The sequence below is a fragment of the Streptacidiphilus rugosus AM-16 genome (assembly GCF_000744655.1).
Taxonomy (GTDB): Bacteria; Actinomycetota; Actinomycetes; order Streptomycetales; family Streptomycetaceae; genus Streptacidiphilus; species Streptacidiphilus rugosus.
Window position 1 is genome coordinate 1 of record NZ_JQMJ01000001.1, and the last position, 25,339, is coordinate 25,339.

A 25,339-nucleotide genomic window follows, 5' to 3' on the forward strand; every position below is an offset into this window, starting at 1 on the left:
TGGCGAGGACAAGGGCTCGGGCGTGCAGTGATCGACACCGTGTCCGACGCGGCGGCCGCTGAGGAGTCCGTTGGGCTGCGGCTGGATGCGGACTGGCTGCAACCGCAGGCGATCAGGTTCTACCTGCACCTGGGCTTCCAGGTGACGCACTGGAAACACGCCATCCACATGCTCCGCCGACCCGGAGCACCACGGCTGCGGTACCAAACGGACGAAACCCGCGTGCGACGGCTTCTGATCGGTGACGGGGACGCGGAGCGGCTGCTGTGGACCGCCACCCGCGACGGCGACTGGCTGCGCCTTGCCCTCCAGCCGGGCGAGCCGCCCCTTGGCCGTCTGGCGGAACGCGACGCGCTGGCAACCTTGGCGGTCCATCTGGCGCTGGAGGGGTTCCCGCTCATCCGCGACGCCGAGCGCTGGAAGGAGGCGTACCACTGGAGCGAAGGCGGCGAGCCAGAAGGGCTCGCACGCCGGATCTGGTTCTTCGAGCAGTACGCCCACCGGTGCGGTCACCGCGTGGACGCACCCCCGCAGGTACTGCCCGCCGGCCTGTGCTGGCCGACCTGGTAGGGAACAGCGTCCGCCCGGCCATGCCGGGCCAAGCCCCGAGACCGACGCGGACGACGCAGGCGCGGGTGCCCCCATCGCAGTCCAGCTCGGCGATCAAGTCGCCCAGACGTCCGAAGTCTTCCAGGACACCGAGCCCGCCGACGGCCAGGACGTCGACGGCAGCGTCCCAGACGGAGCGGACCGGCAGCCTGCACACCGCAGGCTGCCGCGGCAGGCGTGGCCGGATTCGGTGCGCTGCGTGCTGCCATGACGACAGTCGGCCGAGGTCAAGCGCGGTGATACCGCGGCCCGCAGAGCTCGAGTGCGGTGGCAAATGACGACGGAATCGGCATGATCCAGGCCGGTGGGCCCGGATGACCGGACCACACGGACAACGTGCCCGGCTTCCCAGGGAAGGCCTCACTCGGTCCGTTGCTCAATGCGGAGGAACGCGGGGAAAACCACGGCGCGAATCCGACGCCGAAGCGAGGGCCCAACTCTTCCACGACGCCAACCTGCCCCCCACGCCCGACATCCCGGCGATGACGGTTGCCTGGCTCAACGCCCAGGCATCCCCGTCCCCGAGCACACCAGCCGCACCCGCACCCCACGACCACCCAGGGTCCACCCCGGACTAACCACCTGATTCCAGCGGTGCAGGTCGCACGATCCGCGCCACTGCCATATGCGCGCCTCCGCCACCTCCTGCCGCGGCTCGCACCCGAAGGAACGGTCTGGACCCGCGCCCATTTCATTGTATTATCGATACTGCAATAGAGGAGCTGAGATGCCACCGACCGCCACCGATGAGGTCCCCGCACCCGTCCGCCTGAAGCCGCTGCTCGTCATCCATGCCCGCGTCACTGACCGCCGCGCCATCACCGCCGACCTGGCCGTCGCACTGCCCGACGCCGCGGGCGATGGAGCAGTCCCGGTGCTCGCGGTCCTCGCCCTGCACCTGGTCGAGCTGCGCCGCACCGGGGCCGATCCCGACCCGGCGGCCCTGCGTGCCGCACTGGCCCGCGCCTTCCCCGGGTTGCGCGGCTACCCGTACATGCCGGTCCACGACCCGCGTGTGGGCATCTGCGTCGACATCGCGCTGCACCCCGCCGGCGACGGCGGCTGGGTCGGCGTCCAACTGGCCGTCACCGAGCAGAGCACCGACGAGGGTCAGCACCCGTGGAGCCGGATCACCCGCCGCCACGGCATCCGTGCCGTCCTGCGCCACACCGAAGCCGAACTCGACGCCGCCGAACAGCACCAGCGCACCCTCGCCCGCACCGACCGATCCGCCGGTCCGCGGGCCGACCGCATCGCACAGCTGCGCGCGGCAATCGCGGCCGCGCTGCTGCAGGCCGAACACGACGTTCCTCCCGGCAGCCCACCGCCGCCCGCACTCGGCACCGGCGCCAGCCTCTCGACACGGGTGGAGACCGAGCCGCAGGTGCTGACCGGCGCAGTCATCCAGCCGATCGCACTGCGCGAAGGCCAGGACGGTCCCGTCGCACGGCTGCATCTGGCCCCGGACACCCCGCCCGTCATCGGCGAGGTCACCGCGACCGTGCTGGTGTGCACCCTACGCGGCGACGCCGCCCACCAGGCCGCCGCCTCCCTCACTCCCGGCTCCCACGTCCTGGTCGTCGGCACCGTCACCCACCGCCCCTACACCGGCGACGACCGCATCCCCCGTGTCGCCGTCACCCTCGACATCCAGCACATCGGCCAAGCCCTCGCCTGACACCCGCCACACCGTCCCCAGCCCCGGAATCCCGGGGCCGGCCAACGAAAAACCGCACCCGGCGCCGGCCGGGATCAAGGAGGATTCACCCCATGTCCGCCGACACCGCCACCGCCCTGCTCGACCTGGCCGCCCGCGCCGAGCAACTGACCGACCCAACCGGGCTACGCGCCCTGCTCGCCCAGGGACACCCCCTGTACTGCCAGGTCCAGGAAGACGTCCGCACCCACACCCGCGCCCAGGCCGCCGGCTGGAGCGACCAGCAGCTCGCCGAGCACGCCGCCGCGGAAGGCATCGCAGCCGCCCCGGGAACGAGCCGAGAAGACCTCCTCGCCGACCTAGTCTTCGCGCGTTTCGACGCGACTCCTGCGGCGATCGCCTACCAGGCGCTGGCCGAACGCGCCCACGCACACCACACCGACCTCATCGACTGACGCCACGATGGGCTGGTTACCACCCCCTGTCAGGTAACCAGTGCAGGTCAGTGACCTGGGCCACCAAGGTAACCAGCGCCGCACCGACCGAACCGTGACCGCGGGAGTCTGTACGGGTTACCCCAGTGGTGACCTCGCCGCGCTCCGATGTTCCTGTCCCAGAGGGCACCACGAGCCAGGGAAGAGAAGCGGCGAAGCCCGCGACGTCGAGCTCCTCGACGACGGCGGACACCACGCCGAGATCCACCGCATCCTCGGCAGCTCCGCCGACAGGGCGATCTACAACCGCGAAGCGCTGCTCTGGATCCACAGGAACGTCGCCGGCGAAGGCCTGCGCTCGAACCTGCCCGCCTGGACCCTGGCCCGCGCCTGGCACGGGCGTTCCCTTCCGTACGAGCTGTTCGGCGACGTCGTCGTCACCGGCCGCACCGTCGACGGCAGCGCGGAGGCGATCTCCGCACGCCTGGCCGATCAGGCCCGCACTGTCACCGCCACCACCCGCGAGACGCTCCGGCGCTCACAGCGGCAGCACCCTCGGGCGTCCAACGAAGCCTGACTGAACGAGCTGCTCGCCTACGCTGCACGCGACGTCCCGCCATGAAGCGCGGCCGACGGCAGATCGCCCTGGCGCCCGGCTGCGGTTCCCCGCGGTCCTTAGGGTTCAGCCTGGCCCGGCCTGCTCCGGCTGGTGTGCCTCGGCGCGCCGAGGCACACCATCTGTTTGCGCGGTGCGCGGGCGGTAGGTTCGGTAGACCAGTCCGTACGGAGGGATGGAGTCGCGCACATGCAGGCGATGAGTTTGGGCGAGCTTGCCGAGGTAGTCGACGGTCGGCTCGACCATGTCCCGGACCCGGCTGTGGCCGTCACCGGCCCGCTGGTGGTCGACTCCCGTAAGGCCGCCCCCGGCGCCCTGTTCCTGGCCTTCGCTGGGGAACACGTGGACGGCCACGACTTCGCCGTCAGCGCCGTGGAGTCCGGCGCGGCCGGCGTGCTCGCCTCGCGCCCGTGCGGAGCTCCGGCTGTGCTGGTGCCGGACGTCATGGCGGCACTGGCGAGGCTCACGCGGTGGCAGTCCGCGAGGATGCCGGACGTGACCCGGATCGGGATCACCGGCTCGTCCGGGAAGACCTCTACGAAGGATCTGCTGGCGCAGACGCTGGCCCGGGCCGGGACGACCGGCGCGACGGTGGGCTCCCAGAACAACGAGATCGGCGTGCCGATGACGGTCGCCAACTGCCCGGCCGACGCCAGGTTCCTCGTTCTGGAGATGGGTGCGCGCGGCGGCGGCCATCTGACCTACCTGACCGACATGGTGCCGCTGCACATCGCCCTGGTCCTGAACGTCGGTGCCGCTCACGCGGGCGAATTCGGCAGCAAGGAGGACACCGCGAAGGCCAAGGGCGAGCTGGTCGCCTCCCTTGCGGCCGACGGGCTGGCTGTACTCAACCTCGACGACCCGCTGGTGGCCGGGATGGCCGACCGCTCGGCGGCCCCAGTCCTTTTCTTCGGCCGCACGGAGCAAGCCCAGGTCCGCGCCACGCAGGTCACGGTCGACGCTGAGGGCCGAGCACGCTTCTTGTTGACCACGCCCGCCGGCCAAGCCCCCGTGGCGCTGCAGTTGCTCGGTGAGCACCACGTCTCGAACGCACTGGCGGTGGCGGCCGTCGCCCACCACGTCGGCATGGCACCCGGCAAGATCGCGGCCGCCCTCAGTGGGGCAGTCGCGGCGACCGGTTCCCGAATGCAGCGGTACGACCGGCCGGACGGCGTGACGGTTATCGACGACGCCTACAACGCCAACCCGGACTCGATGGCGGCGGCGCTGCGCGCGCTCGCGGCGATGCACGGCGAGCGCCGGACGGTCGCGGTACTCGGGGAGATGCGGGAGCTGGGCGCCGCGTCCGCAGAGGAGCACCGTGCGATCGGTGAGCTGGCCGCGGCGCTCGGCACGGACGTGGTGGTCGGCGTCGGCAGCGATGACGCGGCCGCCATGGTCGACGGCGCGGACAGCGGTGGGCGCGAGACGCATCTGGTCGCGGATCGGACGGCGGCGGCCGTGTTGCTGGGGGCGTTGCTGCGGCCAGGGGACCTGGTGATCGTGAAGGCGTCGTTGTCGGTCGGCCTGCAGCAGCTCGTCCAGGACCTCGTCGCGGTCTGAGCGTTCGAGGGCGGACGCGGCGCTGCGCCGTGGCGGGAGGTAGCCACGACGCACCGCCCTATCTGTTGATGTTGGTCACTCAATGACGGCCGACCAAAGCTCCCGAGGGTTGGTCACCTCTCCCTCGGGGCCGGTGGTCGGCATCGTCAGGCGGCCGTGGCCGAACCGGTTGTTGTCCACGATGAGCATCTGCCCCACCTGGAGCTGGTGGACGTAGCGGGTGGCGGGGTCGTTGGCGGCCTGGGCGAAGCGCTCCAGCGCGGCGAGGTAGCCCTTGGTGAGCTCCTCGCCCAGGCCCATACCGGGGAGTTGATCACGGATCACGAGGGAGAACCGCGCGCCGAGGTCGTCGTCGCCGGTGGCGTCCGGCAGCGGGTACAGCAGGGGCAGGGTCGACAGCTCGCTGTCGACGTGCTGGGCAGTGATGGTGATCGGCGTGCCGGTGAGCAGCTCCAGGTCGTCGGAGGCGGTGTCGGGGAACAGCTGACGGTGACGGGCGACCGCGTCGGACCAGCGCACGGCGATCGACTCGCCGGCCTGGCCGGGGGCGCCGGGCCAACCGTCCTTGGTCATCAGCATGGCGGTGTAGGCGGGGCGGTGCTTGGCGAACGCCCGGCCGGAATGGGCGGTCAGAGGCCCGCCCTGCTCCTGGACACGGGAGCCGCCGGGCTGGCAGCGCACCACGTTGATCTGCGGGTGCAGCGCGTAGGCGGGCGAGTCGGAGCGCGCGCCGTAGTTGTCGAGCGGGGTACCGAGGTGGGCGAGGAAGTCGACGTAGAGATGCGGGTCGTCCACAGGGAAGTGCTTGACGAGCGCGGCGTGGCGCAGGGCGAGGCGGTCGGTGACCTGGTCGAGGACGTCGGTCGGGTTGGCGCGGACCTCGCGGGCGCAGATCGGGTCGCCGAACAGGTCGGTCCCGGGCTTGCCGTGGGTGCGGTCGCTGGTGTCGAGCATGGGTCAGTTCCCCTCGCAGGCGGCGGTGTTCCGGACGGTGAGGGCGTCCAGGTAGTGGGCGAGGCTGGCGTCGGTCGTGTCGCCGAGGACGGGGGTGTGGGGGCCGAGCAGGCTCTGGACGCGGGTGGTGAAGGTGGCGGGGTTGCGGGTGTAGGAGGGGGCGTAGGTGACGGGCAGGTCCTCGAGGCCGGCCTGGTGCATGAAGGTGTGAGTGCCGAGGGCTCCGGTGGCGTCTCCGCAGACGCAGAGCACGTCGGCGATCCGCTCGCGGATGCCGGGTTGGCGCAGGAAGGTGTCGTTGTTGCCCCACACCAGGTCGCCGCCGAGTTCGACGAGGACCAGGTCCGGGCGGTGTTCCACGGCGTAGGCGAGGCAGCGCTGGATGTGGATCTCGTAGCGGGTGGCGTCGGTGTAGGAGGAGGGTAGGCCGCAGTCGACCAGGTCGTAGCTGGCCAGTGCTCCGGCGCGCCGGTGGGCGAGGGAGTCGGTGATGCCGCCGGATCCGGTCGGCTTGACGGCCACCACGCGGAGCCCGGTCTGGGTGAGGTGGCTGATGAGGCGGCCCGCGAGGGTGGTCTTGCCGACCTCGGCCGCGGTGCCTGCGACCACGAGCAGCCTGGTCCCGGCGCCGGTCTGGGCGCCGGGTGTGCGCGCGAGGTGCGCGATGTTGAGGGTGCCGATCTGGGTGTGGACGAGGCCGATCGCCTCGACCGTCCCGGCGGCTTGCTGGCCGAGCGTGTTCCGGGGTGCCGGCGACCAGTCGAGCGTGCCGATGAGGCCGGACTGGCCGCCGAGCCAGGCCAGCTGCGTGCCGGCGACGATCGCCAGCCCTTCCCGGGGAATGCCGCCGGAGGCGTGGGTGGTGGAGTCGCGGTTCGCGAGGACGCCGAGCAGGACGGTGCCGGCGGTGACCGGGTGCTGGTTCTCGCGGTAGTCGACCAGCGCGGTGATGCCGCCCGGGTCGGTGACGCGCACCGCGATGACGTCTCCCTCGGCTCCGGTGCCGTCCGCGATCTGGCACTGGTACGGGGACAGGTCCGCTCGGATCGTGGTCGCCTGCAGGGCGTTGAGGTCTTCGAGTCTCACCGCGGCTCCCCCTTCGTGTCGGCGGCCGCCTGGCGGGCCAGCGCGGTGGCGTAGTCGCGGGTGCGGAAGTCGGAGCGGTCCGGCGGCGCCCCTGTCTCGTCCTCGACGGCGTAGAGAAGGCTCGGGCCGGGCGCCAAGAGCGCCTGCTCCAGGCAGTGGCGCAGTTCGGGCTCGGTCGCTGCGGTGAAGGCCTGCGGGTAGAACAAGGTCGCGGCAGCGGACTGGACCGTGCTCGGTTGGCTGGGCAAGGGCTGGCCGCCGGTGGACCGGTAGACCCCGTTGCAGGACACGACGTGGACCAGGGGAAGGGCATGGGTACCGGTGAGCTGGGCGCTGCCCCAGCCCATGAGGTGGTTGCCGTCGCCTTCGAGCACGATGGCGGCGCGGCCAGTGGCCATGGCGTACCCGGCGGCGACGCCGGCGGCCAGGCCCATCCCGCCTTGCAGCGGCAGAACGCGGTCCTCGCCGGGAGCGGTGAGCGCCATGATCTCCCGGCACAGGAAGCCGTTGCTGACGAACAGCGGCAGCTGGTGGTCGCGGGCCGCCGCGAGGACGGCGGCGGCGATGGTGTGGCGCTGTGTCATCAGTGGGCTCCTCCGGGCCGGACCAGCAGGGCGCAGTGCTCGCCGGCCTGCCGGTGTGCGGTGAACCACGCTTCGAGGTCGCCGGTGTGGTCGGTGGTGGCCCAGGAGACGCCGAGGCTGGTGAGGAGGCCGGTGGTGCGCTCGCCAGTGACGACGTGGTGGGGCAGGTGGTCGGTGCCGGTCCCGGCCCAGCCCACCAGGAGGGCGAGGGGGACGGCGGCGTCGGCGGCGAGAGAGGTGAGGGCGTCGCAGGTGGTGAACAGGCCAGCGTTCTTCATGAACAGCAGCGGGCGGGCACCGGCGAGGGTCATGCCGACGGCGGCGGCGACCGCGGTGTCCTCGCGGGGCGCGAGATGGACGGGGATGGAGATCCCGAGTTCGCCGACGAGGTCGGTCAGGTGGGAGTCGGGGACGCCGATCGCGCAGTCGAATCCGGCGCCGTGCAGGCGCTTCGCCAGGGTGTGGGTGGTCATCGTCGGCTTTCAGAGGCAGGCGCTGGCGGCGCGGTCGGCGATCTGGAGCAGGTCCTGGACGTCGGCAAGGGGCGGGGCGCCGGGCGCGGTGAACGTGCCGGTGGCAGTGAAGTGCTGGGCCGTGGCGCGCATGGCGGCGAGGCTGGCGCGGGTGAGGTGGTTGGCGTAGATGGCCAGGCTGAACCCCGCGTGGGCGAGCTGGTGGCCGGTCAGGTGGGGGAAGGCGGTGGGCACGGTGACCAGCGGGGCTCGCTCGTCCCAGCCCGCTGCGGTGGCCAGGGCCTGCTGGCCGGTCTTGTCCTTGGAGTGCATGAGGATCGCGTCGGCTCCGGCCTCGATGTAGAGCGCGGCGCGCTCGAGGGCCTCGGTGACCTGGCCGCCGCAGATCAGGGTCTCGGTGCGGGCGATCAGAACGAGGTCCGGTGCGGCGTCGCGCAGGGCCTTGAGCTGGTCGCGCATCAGCTGCGCGTCGGCGAGCTGCTGCTCGCGGTGCAGCGCGAAGCTGTTGATCTTCGGGTAGGCGGAGTCCTCCAGGCACAGTGCAGAGGCTCCGGCGCGGCCGAGGTCAGTGGCGAAGCGGGCGGCGGTGGCGGCGGACCCGCCGGCGTTGTCGACGTCGATGATCACCGGCAGGTCGCAGACCCGGCCGAGCGCGGTGACGACGTCGGCCAGGTCGCGCGGGCCCAGGACGTTCTCGTCGGGCAGGCCGAGCGCGGTGGACACTTCCAGGCCCGACACCCACAGCGCGTCGAAGTTAGCGTCGGTCGCGACGCTCGCGGCCATCGCGTTGGCCGCGCCCAGCGCGCGCAGCAGGTGGCGGTCGCTGTGGGCTGCGGTGAGGGTCTGGCTGAAGGGCGCGTTCGTCATGGCGGTCTTCTTCCTGTTCAGGCGGGCGTGGGCACGGTGAGGGCACGAGGGAGCGGCGCGTCGCCGGTCGGGGCGGTGGGGGTGAGGTCGCGGACCCAGTCGGCGAGCTGGTCGGCCCAACGCGGCGTGGCCACACCCGCGCGGACCTGGTACATCGCGGTGGTGGAGGCGAGGCGGTCGGCCACCTCGTGGACCGACTCCAGGCGGGGACGCCAGGACCAGCCGGGTAGCCAGCCGGTCGGCAGCCGGTCTCCGATCAGCCGCTCCTGGAGGAACCGCCGGATCTCCGGCCCGGTCAGGCGGCGGACCGTCAGGCCCTCGCCGGCCGTGTCGATGCCGAGGTCCACGACTGTGGTGACCTGGGAGGGTGGTGCGGCGATCGGGCAGCCGAACAGGGCGTCCAGCTCGTCGAAGAAGACCTCGATCTTCTGGTCGGCCGGGTTGCGGCGCGCCCAGTCCTCGGGGAGGCGGCGCATCACAGCGTTGTGACCGGCCGTGCCGGCCCCGATCCGCACGACGTGCGGCCACGTCGCGGCCTCCACGGCGGCTCCGGCCGGGGTCAGCAGGGTGGCGTCATTGCCCAGGGCTCTGAGGCCGCGACTGACCAGCTCGACGAAGACGGTGGTCTTGCCGGCCCCGCTGGGTCCGAGGAACACGCAGGCCTGGCCAGGGGCGGACTCCACGGCGGACGAGTGGGCGAGGATCGATCCCTGCGCCTCGACCTGGCGGCGCAGCGGGTACTTGAGCAGGTAGTGCAGGAACGGCAGGTGCGGGTCACCGGGGTCGAGCTGGGCGACGGTGACCTGTGGCCGGGCCACGGTGACCAGGGAGCGCGGCGGACCGTCGTGAAGCAGCGCCAGCCCCGCGGGGACGGCGATGCGCCCTCCGCCATGGGGCACCTTGAGCTGGTCCCGAGCGGGCACCGCCCCAGTGTCGGCGGCGGTGAAGACGCCGACCGTCGGGACTGTGAGACGCACCGGCGGGGAGACGAGAGCCCCGTAGGCGGTGAACGCGCGACGAAGGCGTTCCGCCAGGTCGGTGCGGTCGAAGACGGCACGGACCTGGGCGTCGCGGTACGCGATCTCATAGCTGGCAGTAGGCTCAACTTCCCTACTGTCAATGGATGTTGTCATGCCGCTCTCTCCCCAGACGATCGATGGGTGGATGCGTATGGTGCGTGATCGAGCACACACCGTCACGGATCGCGGGACAATGAGGGAGCCCTATTCAGCCCCTATTCCATTCGGGAGAGGCCGGCCCCGATGACGAGTCAGCTGAACGAGGATCTACGGGAAGCGCGCAGGTCGTCCGGCCTTCCGTGGGCGCGGTTCGCCCGGGAGGCGGGGTACGCGCCGTCGCATCTGCTGAACGTGGAGAACGGCAGCCGACGGCTCACGCCCGAGATCGCTGCCGCCTACGACCGTGTGCTCGGCACCGCGTTCGCCGCCGCGCTCCAGGACGCCGGCACGGCGGCTGCCGGGTCAACGCCTTGGGACACGGCGGGAAACCTGAGAGTCTTCGCCGAGTTGGCAGATGGGAGCAGCGTGGATCGCAGAGGATTCCTGACCGCGGGGATCGCCTTGTCCGCCTCGGCCGCCACCTGGGCCGCGTCGCTGCGGCAGCACGCCGCGCCCGACGAGCCGGCTCCGGAGCGCGGCGACCCGGAGCTGCTGGACCAGGTCGACAAGCGGCTCGACGACCTGCGTCACCTCGACGACGAGGTCGGCAGCGGGGAGGTGCACCGCCTCGCCCGCAACGAGCTGCTGTACCTCGTGGTCCAGATCAAGTCCGGCCGCTACCGGGGGAAGGCGGTGGACCGGCTGCACTCGCTGGCGGCCGAGGCAGCCCGCCAGGCCGCGTGGAGCGCGTTCGACCAAGGCCGGCACGCGCTCGCGCAGCGCTTCTTCGACGGGTCCCTGCGGGCCTCGGCCCAGGCCGGCGATCCGATCAGCGGGGCGATCGCGCTGTCGTTCGCCGCCGTGCAGTGCTACTCCACCCCCGGGCAGGCGGGCCGGGCCGTCTCGCTCCTGGAAGCAGCCGGTACAGAGGTCAGGGACAAGGCGACACCCCTGATGCACGCCATGCTCGCCGCGCGCAGAGCGCGCGCCCTGTCCAAGACCGGCACGGGGGCGAGGAAGGACTGCGCCCGCCAGCTCGCGCTCGCCCGCACCGCCCTCGGCAAGGGGTCCCGCGACGACGACCCGAGGAGCCTGTACTGGGTGACAGAGGGCGAGTTCGAGATGATTGCCGGGTCCTGCGCCCTGCAGCTCGGCGACCCGGCCGAAGCGGTGCACCGCTTCGAGGCCGCGATCAAGGCGTCCTATCCCGGCGACGAGGCCTACCCGCGAAGCCACGCCATCTACCTGGCCCGCGCCGCCGAGGCGCACCTGGAGATGCACGACCTCGACGCGGCCGTCGCCAATGCGCGCCACGCTGCTCTGTGCCTGGGGTCGGTGGACTCCGCCCGGTCGTCCTCTGAGCTGAAGGGGCTCCGCGGGAAACTCGCGGCACACACCTCGAACCCGGCCGTCCGCGACTTTCTACAGGTCGGATAGGCGCAGGAGCTCACGCAGGCGCCGCGCCACCACCAGCTCGTCCAGGCCGAGCAGCACCTTGATGCCCAGAGCGTCCGCGACCGCGAGGTTCTCCTCGCCGTCGTCCACGAACAGGCACTCCGAGGCCGGCACGTCGAGCCGCTCAAGGGCCAGGCGGAAGATCGCCGGGTCGGGCTTGCGCACCCCGGCTTCCGAGGAGAGCACGACCGCGTCGAACGTGCCGCCCAGGTCGAAGCCCGCGTAGGGGTCGTACGGCTCCCGCCCGAGGCTGTTCGACAGCACCGCGGTCCGGATCCCCGCGGCCCGCGCCTGACGGGCAACCGCAAGGACCGGGTAGGCGGGGAAGGCGTCGTGCAAGTAGCGGGCCATCAGGTTCTCCGGCTCGATGCCGACCAGCTCGGCGAAGCCGCTGTTCCAGTCCGCCTGGGTGATCAACCCGAGCTCAAGACGCTGGAAGAGCTCTTGCCCGCGCGGATCGGCCCAGCCACGCAGAAAGGTCCCGCGGGAGAGCTTCTCCCGATCCTCGAAGAACGAGATCACCTCGACCATGTTGGCGGTCAAGACCCCGAAGAAGTCCAGGATCAGGCCCGAGAACTTGGGTTTGCTGGGCGTCGCCATGGGCCCAAGGCTACGGTCCAGTCAGCCATTTGATCACCCTGTTAGCGTGCTCCGCACCGGTCTCCCGCAGTAGGAGCGATGGTCACAAGACCGGGCTGCTGCTCAGCTGGATCTCGTAGGCGATCTCCCATCCGTCATCCGGAACGAGAATGTCGGCGGTCTCGACCGGGGAACCCGCATCGTCGTAGTAGATGCGCTCGATCAAGGTCGCTTGGGTTCCAGCCGCCACGCCGAGCAGCTCGGCCTGGTCCTTGTTGAGTCGCGTCGGTCGCGGAACCTCGACAGCGCGGACGACGGTAACGCCGATGTGCGCCATGCGCGCGACCACTCCGGCGCCGGCCAGCGGTCCGCCTTCGGGCAGGACCACCACGGTGCCTGAGGTGATGGCCATCGGTTCCCAGCTGGTGGAGAGCATGACGGGCTGGCGGTCGGCGAAGAATTCATAGTCGGTCCGCACGCACAGGTCGCCCTCGGCGATACCGAGACGGGCGGCGATGTGGGCGAGTGCGGGCGTCTTGGCGGCGCTGTTGGCCTCCCAGTCGCCGGCCATTCCGAGCGAGGCCATCTCGGAGCGGAACGGGCTGGTGGCGTGCTGCTCGCGGGCCCAGCTGCGCAGCATCCGGCGGCGCTGGCGTGGGGCGCGTACGTAGGTTCCGGATCCGGCGCGGCCTTCGAGCAGGCCTTGGGCGATGAGCAGTTCCTGAGCGCGGCGAATGACGTTCTCGCCCACGTCGCCGAACTCGTGGCCGAGCGTCGCGCGGGCGGGGAGGCGGTGCCCGACGGGCCAAGTTCCGTCGGTGATCCGCTGACGCATGGCGGCTGCGACACGCAGGTAGGGGGCATCGGCGGATGCTGAGGCGCCGTCAACCATGCTGCTCCCTTGGTCTGCAGGAGAGTTCGACCGATTGACAATCTAGTCCACTAGCTAGAACCTAGTTAACTAGCACTACCCAATGTAGTTGCGGGTTGATCGGATGGTGACCGCCGTGAGCACAACACGCCCGACCGAAGCGGCGCGCTCGGCGGCAGAAGCGCTCACCGTCCTCGCCGGAACCGAGGCACGCGTCAGCGAGGAGTCCGGCTCCCTCGTCATCGAGGTCGATGTCACCGACCCCCTGCGACACGCCTGGCCGCTTCTGCTTGCGGTCCTCAACACCGGCGACGCCTTCGGGCTGCACTCCAGCAGCGCTGGACAGGTCGCCTGGCTCCGTCTGACTTTGAAGGGCACCACCGATGACCAACGCCCGGACCCGAAGCCGCCCATCCTCCCCAAGCAGCGCCGCGACCTATAGCGCCTGGGATCCGCTCGCCGGGCCCTACATCACGCACCCCTGCCGGACCGGGAATCACGACACCTGCCCGGGCGGCCTGAGCTACTACCCCGACGGCTGGGAGGGCGCGAAGGTCGACGTCGTTTGCGCCTGCGAGCAGCCGGACTGTGCCTGCGCGACGGGTTCCCGATGAGTGAGGACCAGTTGCCCTCAGCGGTCCCCCCACACCCGCTCACCGGCGAGGCCGACGGCTCCACCCACCACACCGACCGCAGGATGTGACGCGATGACCGAGCCCGAGATGCGGGGCAGCACCTCCTTCGGCCGCACGCGCGCACTCGCCAGTGGCTTCGACGGGGTACCGTGGCCGCAGTTCTGGCGTGACCTGCCCGCTCTGGTGGTCCCGCAGGTTCCGGGTCCGGAACGGCCCATCGAGCCAGCCGCGGGATGGTCGACTACCGCTTTCCTTCCGAACGCCAGCCCCAAAGCGGGCTGGTCGCTCGTGCAGCACGGGCGGGGCATCTCCGTGACGGCGCCAGATGGTGCAACCTGGTACGAGGGCTATCCGCTGCTGACCCGCGACTGGCGTCGTGCCGCTGCCGCCCTACGGACGGTTCTGCTGATCAGCGGACCGTTCACGCGGATCGACCAGTTCGCCACTGCCGCCGCGGCGGGCACTCTGCAGGTCCTGCTCGTCCCCGCGCGCTGAAGTTCTCTCATGCCCCGCCCGGTCCCCCGCCGGGCGGCCCCGCGGCCCCGGCCGCGCCCTCCCCCGTGGGGCGCACCGGGGCTGCCCTACGCCCTGCGGTTCTGGGCCGTTCTCGGCGAGCCTGCTTCCGGTCTCCGCCGTCACGGCCGTGATCTGCGTCGGCGCCACGCAGGCGGACGCACTGCAGGCGGCGGCGGACTGGGCGGCCGAGGCCCCGCAGATGCAAATCCACTCCATGGCCCTGGCCCAGATGCCCGGCCATCGCGAGGACACCTGGGAGCACCACGTGACGCTGACCGTCTCCAGCCGCGACCCCTCACCGGAGAGTTCGACGGCTCCACCCACCACATCCCCTGGAGGCCGCGGTGAGCGAAGCCGTCCTCCGCCCCGTCCCACCCACGGACCCGCAACTCACCGGCTACGACGGCGTGCCGTGGCCGGAGTTCCTGCGCTCCCGTCCCGCCCTGGTCGTGCCGCAGCCCCCCGGCCTGATACGGGTGCTCAACCCGGGTCAGGGCTGGTCCAGCTCCCCGCAGGCGGCCACCGGGCCCGTACATCCGGACTGGCAGCTGGCACTGACCGGACGTCGGCTCACCGGCCCAGGCCCCGGGCCCTGGTACGACGGAAACCCGCTGCTGACCCGCGACTGGATCCGCGCCGCCCGCGCCCAGCACCAGGTGCTCCTCGTCTCCGGTCAGTTCACCTCGATCGACCAGTTCGCGGCCGCCGCCGCAGGCGGCGCGCTGCAGCTGCTCCACGTCCGCGTCCGCTGAGCGACCTACCCTCAAAGCACCGTCCAGCTGCGGACGGTCCACCGGCCCCGGCTGCGCCCTCCCCCGAGGGGCGCGCCGGGGCTCCGCGCGCTCGCCCATCGGTGGACAGCAGCGTCCGCTGCGGGGGCGGACTGCAGGAAGCCGGCAACGTTGCTGCCATCTCGGCACCAGTCGGCGCGGGATTGCAGCGACGGCCACATTGCTTCTATTATCGAAGTACAGTTCTGGTTCTGGAGGCCACGATGAGCACCGACGCACTCCTGGATGCGAGCGCGGCCGCCACCCGGTTCGGCGCCAGCGTCTCCCGGATCAGCGAGTGGCACCGGGACCGCGCCACCACCGGGTTCCCTGAGGTGGCGGATATCGACGGCCGCAGGCGGCTCTGGAACGCGGCGGACCTCGAGGCGTGGTTCACCCGGCGCGCCGCCACCGCCGATGGGCCCGATCTCGGCGAGGATCCGGGCGAGTTGCTGGGGGCGCCGCAGGTGGCGGCCCTGCTAGGGGTGAAGTCCGTTCACGCCTACCTGGCCAGACCGGGCTACTTTCCCGAACCGGACTCCACCGAGCACACCGAGCGCTACGTGAAGCGCTTCTGGCGACGCGAAACCATCGTGGCCTGGGCGGCGCGCCGGCCCGGACGAGGTAACACGAAGCCGAAGGCGCCACACTCCACGCCGGTGCCCAACAAGCCTGGGTCGGCGGGCCACGAGGCCCTGGTCGACTCCGCGGAAGCAGCCCGGCTGCTCGGGTACGCGTCGACGGCGAGTTTTGCCAGCGCGTTCGCGCAGGGGAACCTCGGCGAGCTCGGCGAACCCGAGGGAGTTCGAGAGGCTCCAGGACGTGGCCGGCCGAGCCGCCTGTGGTCACGCGCGCGGGTGGAGCAGTCCGCCTCGAGGCGACGCAGCGAGGAGCTGGTGCGCAGGCGGCGAGAGGAGGCCTGCCGTGCGGCGTTGCAGGCCGCGGGCGGGGCTCCCGTGTCAGCCAGGACGCTGTTCGACGCGGATCCGGAGGCCGGCACGCTCCAGCAATGGAAGGCGTCGCTGGACGGGGTGCGCCGGCAGCTGAAGGCCGCGCCTTGACGTGCTGAGCGGCCGGTTCCGCGCCCGTGAACGGGGCGGGTGGGAGGTTGGCTTCCTCCCCCGGCCGCAGACCGGCGCCCGGGCTCAGCAGGGCCCAATTTCCGGTCTGGCCTGAGCGTAGCGTGGGTGCCGTCGCGCAGGCGTGCATTTTCGTGGCCGCGGCGCACCCCGACGTCGCCGGTCCGGGAACAGTGGCGCCGGTGGCCGGGGCTGGTCGCTTCATGGCGTGCCTTCGTGTTCCGCGCAGGTCCGGCACAGTGTCTGGCTGGTGCGCAGGGGGCGGCCGCACAGTCCGTCGTCTCCTGGGCATTCGTGGGCGACGGGCCGGTCGCGTTGGTGTTGTGGGTCGTGGGCGGTCGGGGTCGCGGCGGGTGTGGGGGTGGCCAGGAGGTCGTCGATGCGCCAGGTGATCACGCTGCGGGGGTGGGTGAGGCCGTCGGTGTCGACGGTCAGCGCGGTGGTCACGCGCCTGGGTGTCCAGCCGCGGCGGAGCAGTTCGTCCACCTTTTCGCCGAGCGCGCGGATGGCGGCGGCGGGCAGGTTGATGGCCGGCACCGCGTCGCAGACCTGCCACAGCAGTTGCTGGCCGGCTGTTGCTTCACCGGGTGCTGCCGGAAGCGGTGGGTTCGCCTTCGTCCCGGTCTCCCCACCACTTCCGTTCCTGCTCGCGTCAGCAGACTGCGCCGGCTCGGGGGGCGGGAGGGGGGAGGTGGGGTTGGTGTTCTTCCGGCTGGTGTTCTTGTTCTTGTTGTTCTTAGGGGTGCGATGAGCCGCGTGCGGATGAACCGCGTGCGGATAATCGGTAACCGGCTGCGACCTGCGGTTTTGTGCGTCCTCGTAGGTGGGGGCCGGTTGCGGGTTTTCGGCTACCGGTCCTGAGCTGGGGGTTTGCTCGATCGGCATGTCGGTGATCAGGTACTCGACCTGGCCCATGGTGCCGTCGGGGCGCCGCTGCTGGTCGCGCACGAGGTAGCCGAACTGCTCGAGTTCCTTCAGGCCGGCGCGGATGGCGGACAGGCCGTCGGTGGACTGGGCGGCCAGGCGGCGGGGGTTGATGCCGTAGCCGTCGCGGTGGGTGGAGATCAGTCCGAAGAGGCCCTTGGCCTTGAAGCTGATCCGCCCGTCGCGAAAGAGCCGGTTGGAGATCTGGGTGAAGGCGTCCGCGGCCATCGGGCCGCGGCGGATGGTGGCGTAGGCGGGCGCGGTCACAGCTCGGACCACCCTCGCCTCGTCAGGTCGTCTCCGGCCAGCGGCGTCCAGACCGGTGCCGACGGGCCCTGCTCTTGGAGGTCCTCAAGGATGGCTGCGCCGAGCGGGACGACTTGGGCCAGGCGGGCGGCCAGCGGGTTAGCGACGGCCATCGCCTGCAGGTCCGCAACCCGACGCTCCATCACGGTGCGCGAGGCACCGGTCAGCACGAACAGGACGCGCGGATAGACCGGGTAGGAGCGCTGCCAGACGGGGACCTGGACGGCCGTGGTCTGGCGGCGGCGTGCCGCACCGACCGGGAGTGGGGTGTAGTCCAGGAAGCGCCCGTAGGCCATCAGCTTCGAGGCGAGGCGTTCGCTGGACATGGTGGCGCGGTCGACTTCGACGAAGGCCCGCAGTTGTCGGCGTGAGCCGCTTGGGCCGTTGATGGTGTAGCGCATCAGCGCGTCCGCAATGACGGCGTCGGCGCGCTGGTCGGACAGGCGGTGGTAGACCTCGGGTTCCCAGTCCAGTGGCCCGTACTCGTCGCCGCGCTGGCGGGCCTCGGCCAGGAAGGCCAGGTGGGTGCGCAGGACGTCCAGGCTGTGGGGTGCGCGGCGGCGCAGATGGGTGCCCTGGACCAGGGGGTACTCGCGGCCGCGTACCTCGGGCATGGCCTGGCACAGGTCTCGGCCGGCGGCGGTGAGCAGCCACAGCTTGGTGCGGCCCGGCCCGGGAAGGTTGACCGAGATGACCAGCTCGTCAGCTGCCAGTTCGCGCAGCAGGCGGCGGGTGGCGGCTTGCTGGCGCGCGATGCCCACCAGGTGGTGCAGGTGCGCGGTGGTGGCCATGCGGTGCAGGTAGAGGCAGGCCAGCACCGTGTACGGGACGTCGATGTCGGTCATTCGAACTCCGTGGTCGTGGTGGGCTTGGCCAGCTCCACCCGGGCGGCCGTTTTAGTCGTGCGGGGTGTGGCCGTAGGGCGGCGGAGGAAGTCCGCGACCTTCTGGTCGTGCTGGTCGGCGATGCGGTGCAAGGTGGCCGCTGCACGGGCACCGAGGGCACGGGCGCTGGCCTGGGTGAGGTCGCCGAGGTGCTTGTCGCTGCGCAGGGCGGCGAAGACTTCTCCTGGTTGGGGGCCGCGCACGGTCAGCGGGCCGCGCTGTGTGCCGCCGGCAGTGAAGGAGAGGGCGTGGTGGTAGCGGGGCAGTTCGGCGACCTGCCGTACCGAGAGAGCGCCGTGCCACTGCTCGGTGACGGCCCGGACGGAGTCGAGGGAGCCCGCGGTGGTGGAGAGCATGGACGCGTTCTGCAGGAGAGAGGCGCGGGTGCCTGCGTTGATGCGCTCCAGCAGCTGGACCAGGACATGGAGGCGGATGCCGAACTTGCGCAGCTGCTCGGTGATGTCCGCGATGGTGGAGCCGGCGCCGGCCTGGTCGAGGGAGATCATCTCGTCCAGCCAGACGTGGAACGGCTTGCGCTTCGTCTCCGGCAGGTCGCCGCGGGAAAGGCCGGCGCGGAAGACGTCGCGCAGCAGGAGGTTGACCAGGAGGCGCTGAGTGGGGCCGGTGCCGCCCAGGCACAGCCACACAATCCGGCGGCGGTCCATGGCCGCACGCGCGTTCCATTTGCCGGTGGGGGCGCCGAGCAGGGCGCGGGCGACCGGGTCGGCGGCGAGGCGGTCCAGGGGGTTGAGGACCGGGGCGAGCGCGTCGTAACCGTAGCCGGTGAAGGTGGTGGTCCACCACGCCTTCGCCGCAGCAGGGAGCTTGGCGAGGACGGCTTCGCGGAACGCCGGGTCGGTGAGCAGGGTGCGGACCTGGAACACGGTGGCCTGCGCGGCCGGTTGCCCCGCTTGGGCGGCCAGCCGGTTGATCTCGACCAGTGCCTCGAGGGCTTTGAAGAAGATGGTGGTGGCGCGCGGTGCGGTGTGGTCGTCCCAGCCGAGGACGAGTCCGAAGGAGTCCACTGTTGCGCGCACCACTTCGTCGGCGCGTTGGCCGGCGTCCATGCCGAGTGGGTTCCACGAGGGCAGGCGGGCGGTGTCGTGGCGGCCGGTCAGGTCGATCCGCCATACCCGATCCCGCAGTTGGTCGTGGGCGAGGAAGGGTGCGGCTGCGGTCCAGGAGTCGGCGTGCGGGTCGACGAAGAAGACACCGTCGCCGGCAAGCGCGACCGCGAGTGCCTGAACCACGGCCCGGGTGGTCTTGCCGTAGAACGACTTGCCCACGGACACCGAGAACAAGGTCTCCTCGAGCGGGGAGGCGATCAGCCGAGTGGTGCCGTCCGGGCTGCGGTACCAGCCCTGCGGCATCAGCGGCTGGCCCAGCTGGTACACGGGCAGGGCTGCGGCGGTCAGCGGTTGGCGGCAGTGGACGGTGGGGGGCTTGAGCAGGCCGGCCAGTTCGTGGATGTTCAGCCAGGAGTCTGTGTGCGGGTGGAAGCGGCCGGTGGTCCAGCGGCGGTCGAAGCCGCCGCGGCGCAGGGCGTGGTTGGCGCTCCACTGCCACGGGCCCAGGCGGGTGCCGTCCACGCGCAGGCGGGAGCGTCCGGCGTAGACGTCCATCGCCGCAGTCAAGGCTTTGAGGGCGCGTTCGGCGCGGCCCTTGTGGTCGGAGGCGCAGCGGACCAGGAGCTGGAGTCGGACCAGGCCGACGTCGTCGGCCAGGCGGCCCCAGACCTGGCGGGTGTCCACCGGGCGCGGGCGGACCGGCATCGCGAGGCGTCGGCCGCCGGGCTGCTGCCCGCGGCCGGCGCTGTCGAGCAGGTGGGCGAGTTGGTAGGTGAACGAGTCCCGGGCCGCGTCGGTGTCCGCGATCGCCCGCCGGGTGGCCTTGCGGGCCTCCGCCTGTGCCCGGGTGCGGGCGGCCGCGGCGAGCTGCCAGCGCTTGAGCCGCAGCCGCCAGTTCGGGACCGGCTGCAGGTCCAGGACGACCTCCGCCAGATCGCCCAGGTCTGCACGGACCGCGGCGACGGCATCGACGATCGGCTGCAGCGGGTCGGGCTGCAGCGGCACCTCGCGCAGCGCCGCAGCGGGATCACCGCGCAACACGAACTCCGCCCGGAGCGTGTGCTTGCGGTCCCGGTCCCGGACCGGCCGCCCGCGCTGGACGGTCACCTGGTTATAGGGGGTGGTCGACAGCAGGTGCCGGGCGCTGACATGTCCCTCGACGCTGTAGTCGAGCGGGGTGTCCGCGGTGCCGTCGGCGCGCATCCGGATCCGGACCGCCTTCGCGCACGCCGGCGCCCACCACGGCCCCGAGCGTGCGGCGCGCAGCAGCACCGCCGCGCTGCGGATGATCTCCTCCGTGCAGGGGTCGAAGGAGCGCGCGGGCTGGAGGATGTAGCGCACCCGGTGGCCGAGAATCTTGGCGGTGAGCTGCTCGCGCACGTACCAGCCTCCGGCGATCAACGGCAGGCTGACGAGGGTGAGCAGCAGGACATGCGCGGCGAGCCATGCGGGTGCGCGCCAGAACCAGACGGCGCAGTGGACCAGGAGTCGCACCAGTTCGGTGGTCGCGCCGTTCACTGGGCACGCTCGCGGGAGAACGCGGTGCAGGCGGAATTGGATGAGAGGCTGGGGTTGTGAGGCACAGTCGCCTTCCGTGGTGATCGTGGGGATCCGACACGGGAAGCAGACCCGGGCGAGGTCACCGCTACGGTCACCAGATCCACCCACGAACGGTCACGAGGCGATAACGACCAGGGTCACCAGTGGCGCTGACGGGTCACCAGATGCCCTGGTGACCTGTGACAGCGGAGCTGGACCGATTGCCACCGAAGTTGGACCGAACGCAGTTTGTGACAGCGAATTTGGATGCGCCCAGGTCGGAGCAGTGCGGCCTGGGTTGTGCATCCGTGGCCAGAGGCCGGACAGCGCGCCGACGGTTGATCCCTCATGTGGACTTCGGCTGGTGACGGGTTGTCCCAGCGGAGTTCGAGCGCCGGGTACGAGAGTGTTGCCGGTATCCCGGCTCCCATTGGGCGGAGGCTGTCAGCGGCAGTTCGTAAGGTGCCCGGGTGAACATCGACGATCTTTCCTGGCAGGCGCGCCACCACGGCGGCGTCTACCCGCGGCTGGCGCGGACCCTCCTCGACCTGGGGCAAGTGGAACTGCTGGTCCGGGCGGCAAGGGAGCGCGGGGACTGGAACTGCGCGGAGGCGGCGGCCCGGGAGTTGTGCGCGGCTGGCGAGTGCGACCGGGCGCTGGCGTTGCTGGAACCGTTCGCGGAGATCGGCTGGCGACCTGCCGAGTGGCTCACCGCCGAGATCATGATCCACCAGGGCGAGGGCGACAAGGCGCTCGCGAAGGTGCGCCCGGACGCGACCCAACTGGGCGACGGCCACGTGTGCGCCCGCTACGCCGAGCTGCTGTCGAAGGCCGGACGGATAGAGGAGGCCGTCGACGTGCTCACACCCCACCTCAGGGAGCACTGGCTCCGCTCCCGCCTGGTCGAGATCACCGAGGGGCTGGGACACGACGACCTGGTCTTGGCCGTGCTCACGCGGGAGGCCGAGCACATGGAGGCTGCCGAAAGCGCGGCGTGCGAGCGGTGCGGCGGATCCTGCGGGACGAACCGGACCGACCGGTGGCATGTGCTGCTCCTGATCTCCCGGGTCTTGGAGCGGGCCGGGCGCACAGAGGAGGCCGTCGCGGTCCTGCGCGCCGAGAGGGCCTCGGGCCGACGGCACCCCGTCAACTTCCCGGAGTACTACGCGGAGCTCCTCGCCCGGCAGGGCCTGATCGACGAGCTGGGGGCCCTGGCCACCGAAGACCACCGCTCAGCCCTCGACGTGTACGCGAAGGCGCTGGAGGACACGGGGCAGGCGGACGAGGCGGAACGCGTGCTGCGCGAGGGGATCGCGACCCATGACCACCCGAAGGACCGGGCGGCGCTGATGCGCCTCCTCGTCCGCCAGGGGAGGGTCGACGAAGCCGTCGAGACCGGCCGGCCCACCTACGAGTACTACGACTGCTGGAACTTCCTCCAATGGGCGCTGGAGCTGCTCGTCGAAGACGGCCGCCCCGACCGGGCACTCGAACTCCTGGACGGTCAAACCGACGAATACGCCAAGGAGCACCCGGACCAGGTCCGCCACCTGCGGCTCTGGCTGCTGGGCGAGGCAGGCCGCTGCAAGGAGGGCATCTCGGAGGCCACCGCCCTCAACGAGCGGGAGCCGGGCGAGTGGGACACCGCGCTGGCGCGGCTGCTGGAGCAGGACGGACGGACGGAGGAAGCCCTCGCACTGCTCCGCTCCTCCACCCACTACTTGGTCCACCATGACTTGCCCGACATGCTGATCAGGCACGGCCACACGGCCGCGGCCCTCGACGCCATTCCCACGATCGCCGAGAGTCGCGCGGCTGCCGAACGGCGGAAGCGGGAGCGGGAACGAGAGGCGGCGGAGCAGCGGGAGCAGGACGATCCCTGGGCCGCCACGGCCGGGTTCAGCGAGGAGCCGCCGTTCTAGCCTGGAGCGCCGCGGTTAAGCTGCGCTGAGACGGGACAGCGGTGGTCCTCGCACCGACTTCTGGCAGGCCGTCCAATTAGGAGGAGCACGGTACGAGAGCCCGACGCACGACTTGCTTCGGGCTCCTGAACAGCAGTGATCCACCTTCGCTGTCACAAACTGCGTTCGGTCCAACTTCGGTGTCCATGGGTCCAGCTCCGCTGTCACACGTCGCTGGACGGCGGTTCTGCCGCAGTCAGCGCTCACCAGCGCCGGGCGTCGCGGCGTGCGCACAGCCGGCTCACCGTGGCCATGAGCAGCGAAGTGACGGGGTCCGTCGCACCGGCCGCGTGGGCTTGCGCCCAGAGCGCGGTCGCGCGGTCGAAGGCGGCGCGCGCACCGGGGTGGTCGGCGCCGAAGTTCTGCGCCCAGCCCGTGGCAGCACGCGCGTACAGCCGCACGGCGCGGACGTCGTCGCCGATCTCGTGGCACACATGGGCCAGGAGCTCGGTGGCGTGCCAGAGCTGGCTGCTGTTCGGGCCGAAGGCAGCCTCCACGTCCCACACCAGTGAGCGGGCACCCAGGACCGCGTCCATGAGCCTGCGCTCGATCAGCGCGTCGACGACCCGGGCGGCTGCGGTATCGACCCACGTCGCATCCCCGCCGGTGGTGTCTGCTGCGCAGGGGGGCTGCTGCAGGTACACCGGCTGTTCCTCGCCGTCACTGCGCAGTGCGGTGCGCAGTGCGGTGCGCAGTGCGGTGCGCAGTGCACTGCGCTGGAAAGTTCGCTGCGCGCGCACGCCGGCCGTGCGGTGCGCGGGAGCGGCGGCTGCGCGCGTGCGCGCGTTCCTGGCGGCCGTCCAGAGCGGGGCGGCCGGCCACAGCACCACGCACACGACCACCGCGAGGACAGCGCCCACGGCGCGCACGGGGTCAATACTGAACCGGTCGTCGCCTGGGTGCTCGCCGCGGACTGGCAGCGGCAGGCTCACCAGAGCGCAGACGGCGATCCCGGCGATCACGTAGAGCGTGGCCGCCGTCAGGTACGCGGGGGGCTGGGGCAACAGCAGCGAAATGCCGGACACAGTGTCCTCCTCCAAGGTGTGCCCCACACCCCATGCCGCACCGGTCACCACTACGGTCACCAGTTCCGCCGCTGCCGATTGCGATGCCGTAACTGCTCCCGTGCTCCGCTGGTGGGCGCACACGGTCCCCACTCTGCCCAAGGACAGCCTGCCGCGAACCGGATCGGCCCCTGACCTGCACTGGTTACCGGGGCGGTGACCTGGGTTCGGTGCAGGTAACCAGTCCCGTGCGGGCCCATGACGGACGGTCGGGAAAGGCCCGAAGCGTGTCGGTGGGACCTGGTCCGCGTTGTGCAGCGCATGAGCACCATGACCACCGGGAGGCTGCTGGCCGTCGCGATGACGGCCGCAGCGCTCGCGGCCAGCACGCCGACCGCCGAAGCGACCGGCCAGTACCAGGCGATTTCCCTGGACGCGGCCTCTGGCGACTCGTCAGTGACCGGGCACGCGCAGCTGGATGTGACCCGTGAGCACGGAGGATTCCGCGTGCGTGGCACCGTCACGGCCGACAGCGGCTGCGTCGAGCTGAAGCTGATCGAGTCCCACTGGGGTCTGTACGTCGGCGGAGACACGGTCGCGCGCGTGTGCGGCCACGATCACCATGTCTCCGTCAGCGCGTTCACCCGCCACTCGGACGTGGTGCTGACCGCGGACATCGGCCCGGGCTACGACTCCCGCATCGTGAAGCTCACCGGGACCGGCGGATGAACCGTCACGGCCTCCGCGCCGCCACGGCGGCCCTCCTCAGCGCGGCCACCTGGTTCGCGGTGTGCGGCTGCGCCGCGCACCACCACTGGATGAACCCCGCCCTGTCACCGGCCGCCGCCAACCCGAGCGCAACCGCGACCGCTTCACCCCCCGTGGGATTGGATGCCCCGGCCTCTCCGGCCGATCCGCGGATCTCCCGTTCGGCGGACCCGGCGAGCGAGCCGGCTTCCCCCTCTGCCTCCGGCAGTGCCTTCTCCGCGTCGGTGGGTACGCCCAGGCCCGCCGAGCCGGCCCCGCGCGCGGTCACGCTCCCCGCGCCGGACGCGCCGGCCCGGCATCACCACCCAGCACGCGGCACGACCGGATCCCACCCCCACGGTGGCGCGACCCACTCCACCGGTCGGCATGGTCCGTCTCCGTGTGACGCCCTCGCCCACGAGGGCGGGCTGCCGGGGAACCTGTACGCGCAGTGTCGGCACCTCTACGGCTGACGCACGAGCGCGCGGTGGCCGATGCGCTGCGCACCGGCCACCCTCCTCTCCTCCTGCGCTGCGCATGCGCACCTCCTCCCGTGCGCATGCGCAGCTGTGCTGCTGGGCGTGCGCAGAGCGGAGCGTTCGCGCTACCTCCGGCCGGCGATGTGCGCAATCAGGACCAGCGCGTAGGTCGACGCGCACGTCGTGATGACGCCCAGGGCGACGGTGCGCACGGGGTCGGCCCAGCGCGAGCGGGGCCGGTTCTGGGGGCGGGGCAGCGGACGGCTGGGCGCCTTCTTCGCGTGGGACTTCTTCTTCTTGGACATGGCTGGCCTCCACGGATCGTGACGACAGGTCACGTCGGCCCGAGGGGGCTCGCGCCGCCCCGGGGGATTCCGACGCGGCGAAGACAAGCGGTCCGCCGAGGCTCCACCAACACCCGAATCTGGCTGTGCTGGTCCCCGCCCCGTATGGGGCGGAGCGAAGGCTGGTGGCCGTCGACGGGAGCAGATCCGGGTCTTGGTAGAGACCTCGGTGACTGGTAGTGGGGGCGGGCCCGAAGGCGGCGAACGGCGCCCAGGCG

25 protein-coding genes are annotated in these 25,339 nt (G+C 71.5%); 12 read left to right on the forward strand and 13 right to left on the reverse strand.

Annotation, left to right across the window (positions count from 1 at the left end; genetic code table 11):
- From BS83_RS00005 to BS83_RS00025, 5 genes are all read left to right on the forward strand, one after another.
- A partial coding sequence (locus tag BS83_RS00005) for a GNAT family N-acetyltransferase (protein WP_232247971.1) occupies nt 1-570 on the forward strand: 570 nt, incomplete at its 5' end.
- 766 nt (nt 571-1,336) lie between these two features.
- Nucleotides 1,337-2,287, forward strand: coding sequence for a hypothetical protein (locus BS83_RS00010; protein ID WP_037599477.1), 951 nt, complete (start codon nt 1,337-1,339; stop codon nt 2,285-2,287).
- 92 nt (nt 2,288-2,379) lie between these two features.
- Entirely contained in the window at nt 2,380-2,721 is a 342-nt protein-coding gene (locus BS83_RS00015) for a hypothetical protein (protein ID WP_037599479.1), read from the forward strand.
- A 94-nt stretch (nt 2,722-2,815) separates the two neighbouring features.
- On the forward strand, nt 2,816-3,277 hold the full coding sequence (locus BS83_RS00020) for a hypothetical protein (protein ID WP_157596630.1): 462 nt from the start codon (nt 2,816-2,818) through the stop codon (nt 3,275-3,277).
- 228 nt (nt 3,278-3,505) lie between these two features.
- Nucleotides 3,506-4,879 (forward strand): UDP-N-acetylmuramoyl-tripeptide--D-alanyl-D-alanine ligase, encoded by a 1,374-nt coding sequence (locus BS83_RS00025; protein ID WP_037599482.1) that lies wholly within the window; start codon nt 3,506-3,508, stop codon nt 4,877-4,879.
- Between the two features lie 75 nt (nt 4,880-4,954).
- Here the strand turns inward: BS83_RS00025 and BS83_RS00030 are convergent, their stop codons facing one another.
- The 6 genes from BS83_RS00030 to BS83_RS00055 are packed head-to-tail and all read right to left on the reverse strand — an operon-like array spanning nt 4,955 to nt 9,976.
- Nucleotides 4,955-5,833, reverse strand: a complete 879-nt coding sequence (locus tag BS83_RS00030; protein ID WP_037599484.1) for a TauD/TfdA family dioxygenase — start codon at nt 5,831-5,833, stop codon at nt 4,955-4,957.
- Nucleotides 5,834-5,836: 3 nt separating this feature from the next.
- Nucleotides 5,837-6,919, reverse strand: coding sequence for a molybdopterin-guanine dinucleotide biosynthesis protein MobB (locus tag BS83_RS00035; protein ID WP_037599487.1), 1,083 nt, complete (start codon nt 6,917-6,919; stop codon nt 5,837-5,839).
- Nucleotides 6,916-7,503 (reverse strand): thiamine pyrophosphate-dependent enzyme, encoded by a 588-nt coding sequence (locus tag BS83_RS00040; RefSeq protein WP_037599490.1) that lies wholly within the window; start codon nt 7,501-7,503, stop codon nt 6,916-6,918. The genes BS83_RS00035 and BS83_RS00040 overlap by 4 nt, the downstream gene beginning before the upstream one ends.
- Nucleotides 7,503-7,976: a thiamine pyrophosphate-binding protein gene (locus BS83_RS41070; RefSeq protein WP_051942221.1), complete on the reverse strand. Its 474-nt coding sequence runs from the start codon at nt 7,974-7,976 to the stop codon at nt 7,503-7,505. Before BS83_RS41070 ends, BS83_RS00040 begins: the two co-directional genes overlap by 1 nt.
- 9 nt (nt 7,977-7,985) lie before the next feature.
- Nucleotides 7,986-8,843, reverse strand: a complete 858-nt coding sequence (locus BS83_RS00050) for an isocitrate lyase/phosphoenolpyruvate mutase family protein (RefSeq protein ID WP_037599492.1) — start codon at nt 8,841-8,843, stop codon at nt 7,986-7,988.
- 17 nt (nt 8,844-8,860) lie between these two features.
- Nucleotides 8,861-9,976, reverse strand: coding sequence for a phosphoenolpyruvate carboxykinase (ATP) (locus BS83_RS00055; RefSeq protein ID WP_037599495.1), 1,116 nt, complete (start codon nt 9,974-9,976; stop codon nt 8,861-8,863).
- Between the two features lie 129 nt (nt 9,977-10,105).
- Between BS83_RS00055 and BS83_RS00060 the strand changes: the two genes are divergently transcribed.
- A complete protein-coding gene (locus tag BS83_RS00060; protein WP_037599498.1) occupies nt 10,106-11,398 on the forward strand; it encodes a helix-turn-helix domain-containing protein in 1,293 nt (430 codons plus the stop codon).
- Here the strand turns inward: BS83_RS00060 and BS83_RS00065 are convergent.
- Together BS83_RS00065 and BS83_RS00070 are read right to left on the reverse strand one after the other, a co-directional pair.
- Nucleotides 11,384-12,016: an HAD family hydrolase gene (locus tag BS83_RS00065; RefSeq protein WP_037599501.1), complete on the reverse strand. Its 633-nt coding sequence runs from the start codon at nt 12,014-12,016 to the stop codon at nt 11,384-11,386. The genes BS83_RS00060 and BS83_RS00065 overlap by 15 nt on opposite strands.
- A gap of 82 nt (nt 12,017-12,098) precedes the next feature.
- Nucleotides 12,099-12,887 (reverse strand): GntR family transcriptional regulator, encoded by a 789-nt coding sequence (locus BS83_RS00070; protein ID WP_037599504.1) that lies wholly within the window; start codon nt 12,885-12,887, stop codon nt 12,099-12,101.
- Between the two features lie 115 nt (nt 12,888-13,002).
- On the opposite strand from BS83_RS00070, the gene BS83_RS00075 reads away from it, so the two are divergent.
- From BS83_RS00075 to BS83_RS00090, 4 genes are all read left to right on the forward strand, one after another.
- Nucleotides 13,003-13,308, forward strand: a complete 306-nt coding sequence (locus tag BS83_RS00075; protein WP_157596632.1) for a hypothetical protein — start codon at nt 13,003-13,005, stop codon at nt 13,306-13,308.
- A gap of 265 nt (nt 13,309-13,573) precedes the next feature.
- A complete protein-coding gene (locus tag BS83_RS00080; protein WP_037599510.1) occupies nt 13,574-13,996 on the forward strand; it encodes a hypothetical protein in 423 nt (140 codons plus the stop codon).
- Nucleotides 13,997-14,361: 365 nt separating this feature from the next.
- Nucleotides 14,362-14,769 carry a hypothetical protein gene (locus tag BS83_RS00085; RefSeq protein WP_037599512.1) on the forward strand — a complete coding sequence of 136 codons (408 nt, stop codon included), beginning with the start codon at nt 14,362-14,364 and terminating at the stop codon, nt 14,767-14,769.
- A gap of 242 nt (nt 14,770-15,011) precedes the next feature.
- Nucleotides 15,012-15,848, forward strand: a complete 837-nt coding sequence (locus BS83_RS00090; RefSeq protein WP_051942222.1) for a hypothetical protein — start codon at nt 15,012-15,014, stop codon at nt 15,846-15,848.
- Nucleotides 15,849-16,067: 219 nt separating this feature from the next.
- Here the strand turns inward: BS83_RS00090 and BS83_RS46085 are convergent, their stop codons facing one another.
- From BS83_RS46085 to BS83_RS00105, 3 genes are read right to left on the reverse strand one after another with little or no spacing between them, the layout of a single operon-like run.
- Entirely contained in the window at nt 16,068-17,057 is a 990-nt protein-coding gene (locus BS83_RS46085; RefSeq protein ID WP_051942223.1) for a hypothetical protein, read from the reverse strand.
- Nucleotides 17,054-17,941 (reverse strand): replication-relaxation family protein, encoded by an 888-nt coding sequence (locus BS83_RS00100; protein ID WP_051942224.1) that lies wholly within the window; start codon nt 17,939-17,941, stop codon nt 17,054-17,056. Before BS83_RS00100 ends, BS83_RS46085 begins: the two co-directional genes overlap by 4 nt.
- Nucleotides 17,938-20,565, reverse strand: a complete 2,628-nt coding sequence (locus tag BS83_RS00105) for a P-loop NTPase family protein (RefSeq protein ID WP_051942225.1) — start codon at nt 20,563-20,565, stop codon at nt 17,938-17,940. Before BS83_RS00105 ends, BS83_RS00100 begins: the two co-directional genes overlap by 4 nt.
- Nucleotides 20,566-21,056: 491 nt before the next feature.
- Between BS83_RS00105 and BS83_RS00110 the strand changes: the two genes are divergently transcribed.
- Complete coding sequence (locus tag BS83_RS00110) at nt 21,057-22,508, forward strand: tetratricopeptide repeat protein (protein ID WP_037599514.1); 1,452 nt, start codon at nt 21,057-21,059, stop codon at nt 22,506-22,508.
- A 242-nt stretch (nt 22,509-22,750) separates the two neighbouring features.
- Here BS83_RS00110 and BS83_RS00115 read toward each other — a convergent pair whose 3' ends face one another.
- Nucleotides 22,751-23,695, reverse strand: a complete 945-nt coding sequence (locus BS83_RS00115) for a hypothetical protein (RefSeq protein ID WP_157596635.1) — start codon at nt 23,693-23,695, stop codon at nt 22,751-22,753.
- 177 nt (nt 23,696-23,872) lie between these two features.
- Between BS83_RS00115 and BS83_RS00120 the strand changes: the two genes are divergently transcribed.
- Nucleotides 23,873-24,280, forward strand: a complete 408-nt coding sequence (locus BS83_RS00120; RefSeq protein WP_157596637.1) for a hypothetical protein — start codon at nt 23,873-23,875, stop codon at nt 24,278-24,280.
- Nucleotides 24,281-24,902: 622 nt separating this feature from the next.
- Here BS83_RS00120 and BS83_RS00130 read toward each other — a convergent pair.
- The gene (locus BS83_RS00130; RefSeq protein WP_037599521.1) at nt 24,903-25,082 is read right to left on the reverse strand and encodes a hypothetical protein; all 180 of its coding nucleotides are present in this window, start codon (nt 25,080-25,082) and stop codon (nt 24,903-24,905) included.
- Nucleotides 25,083-25,339: the final 257 nt, after the last annotated feature.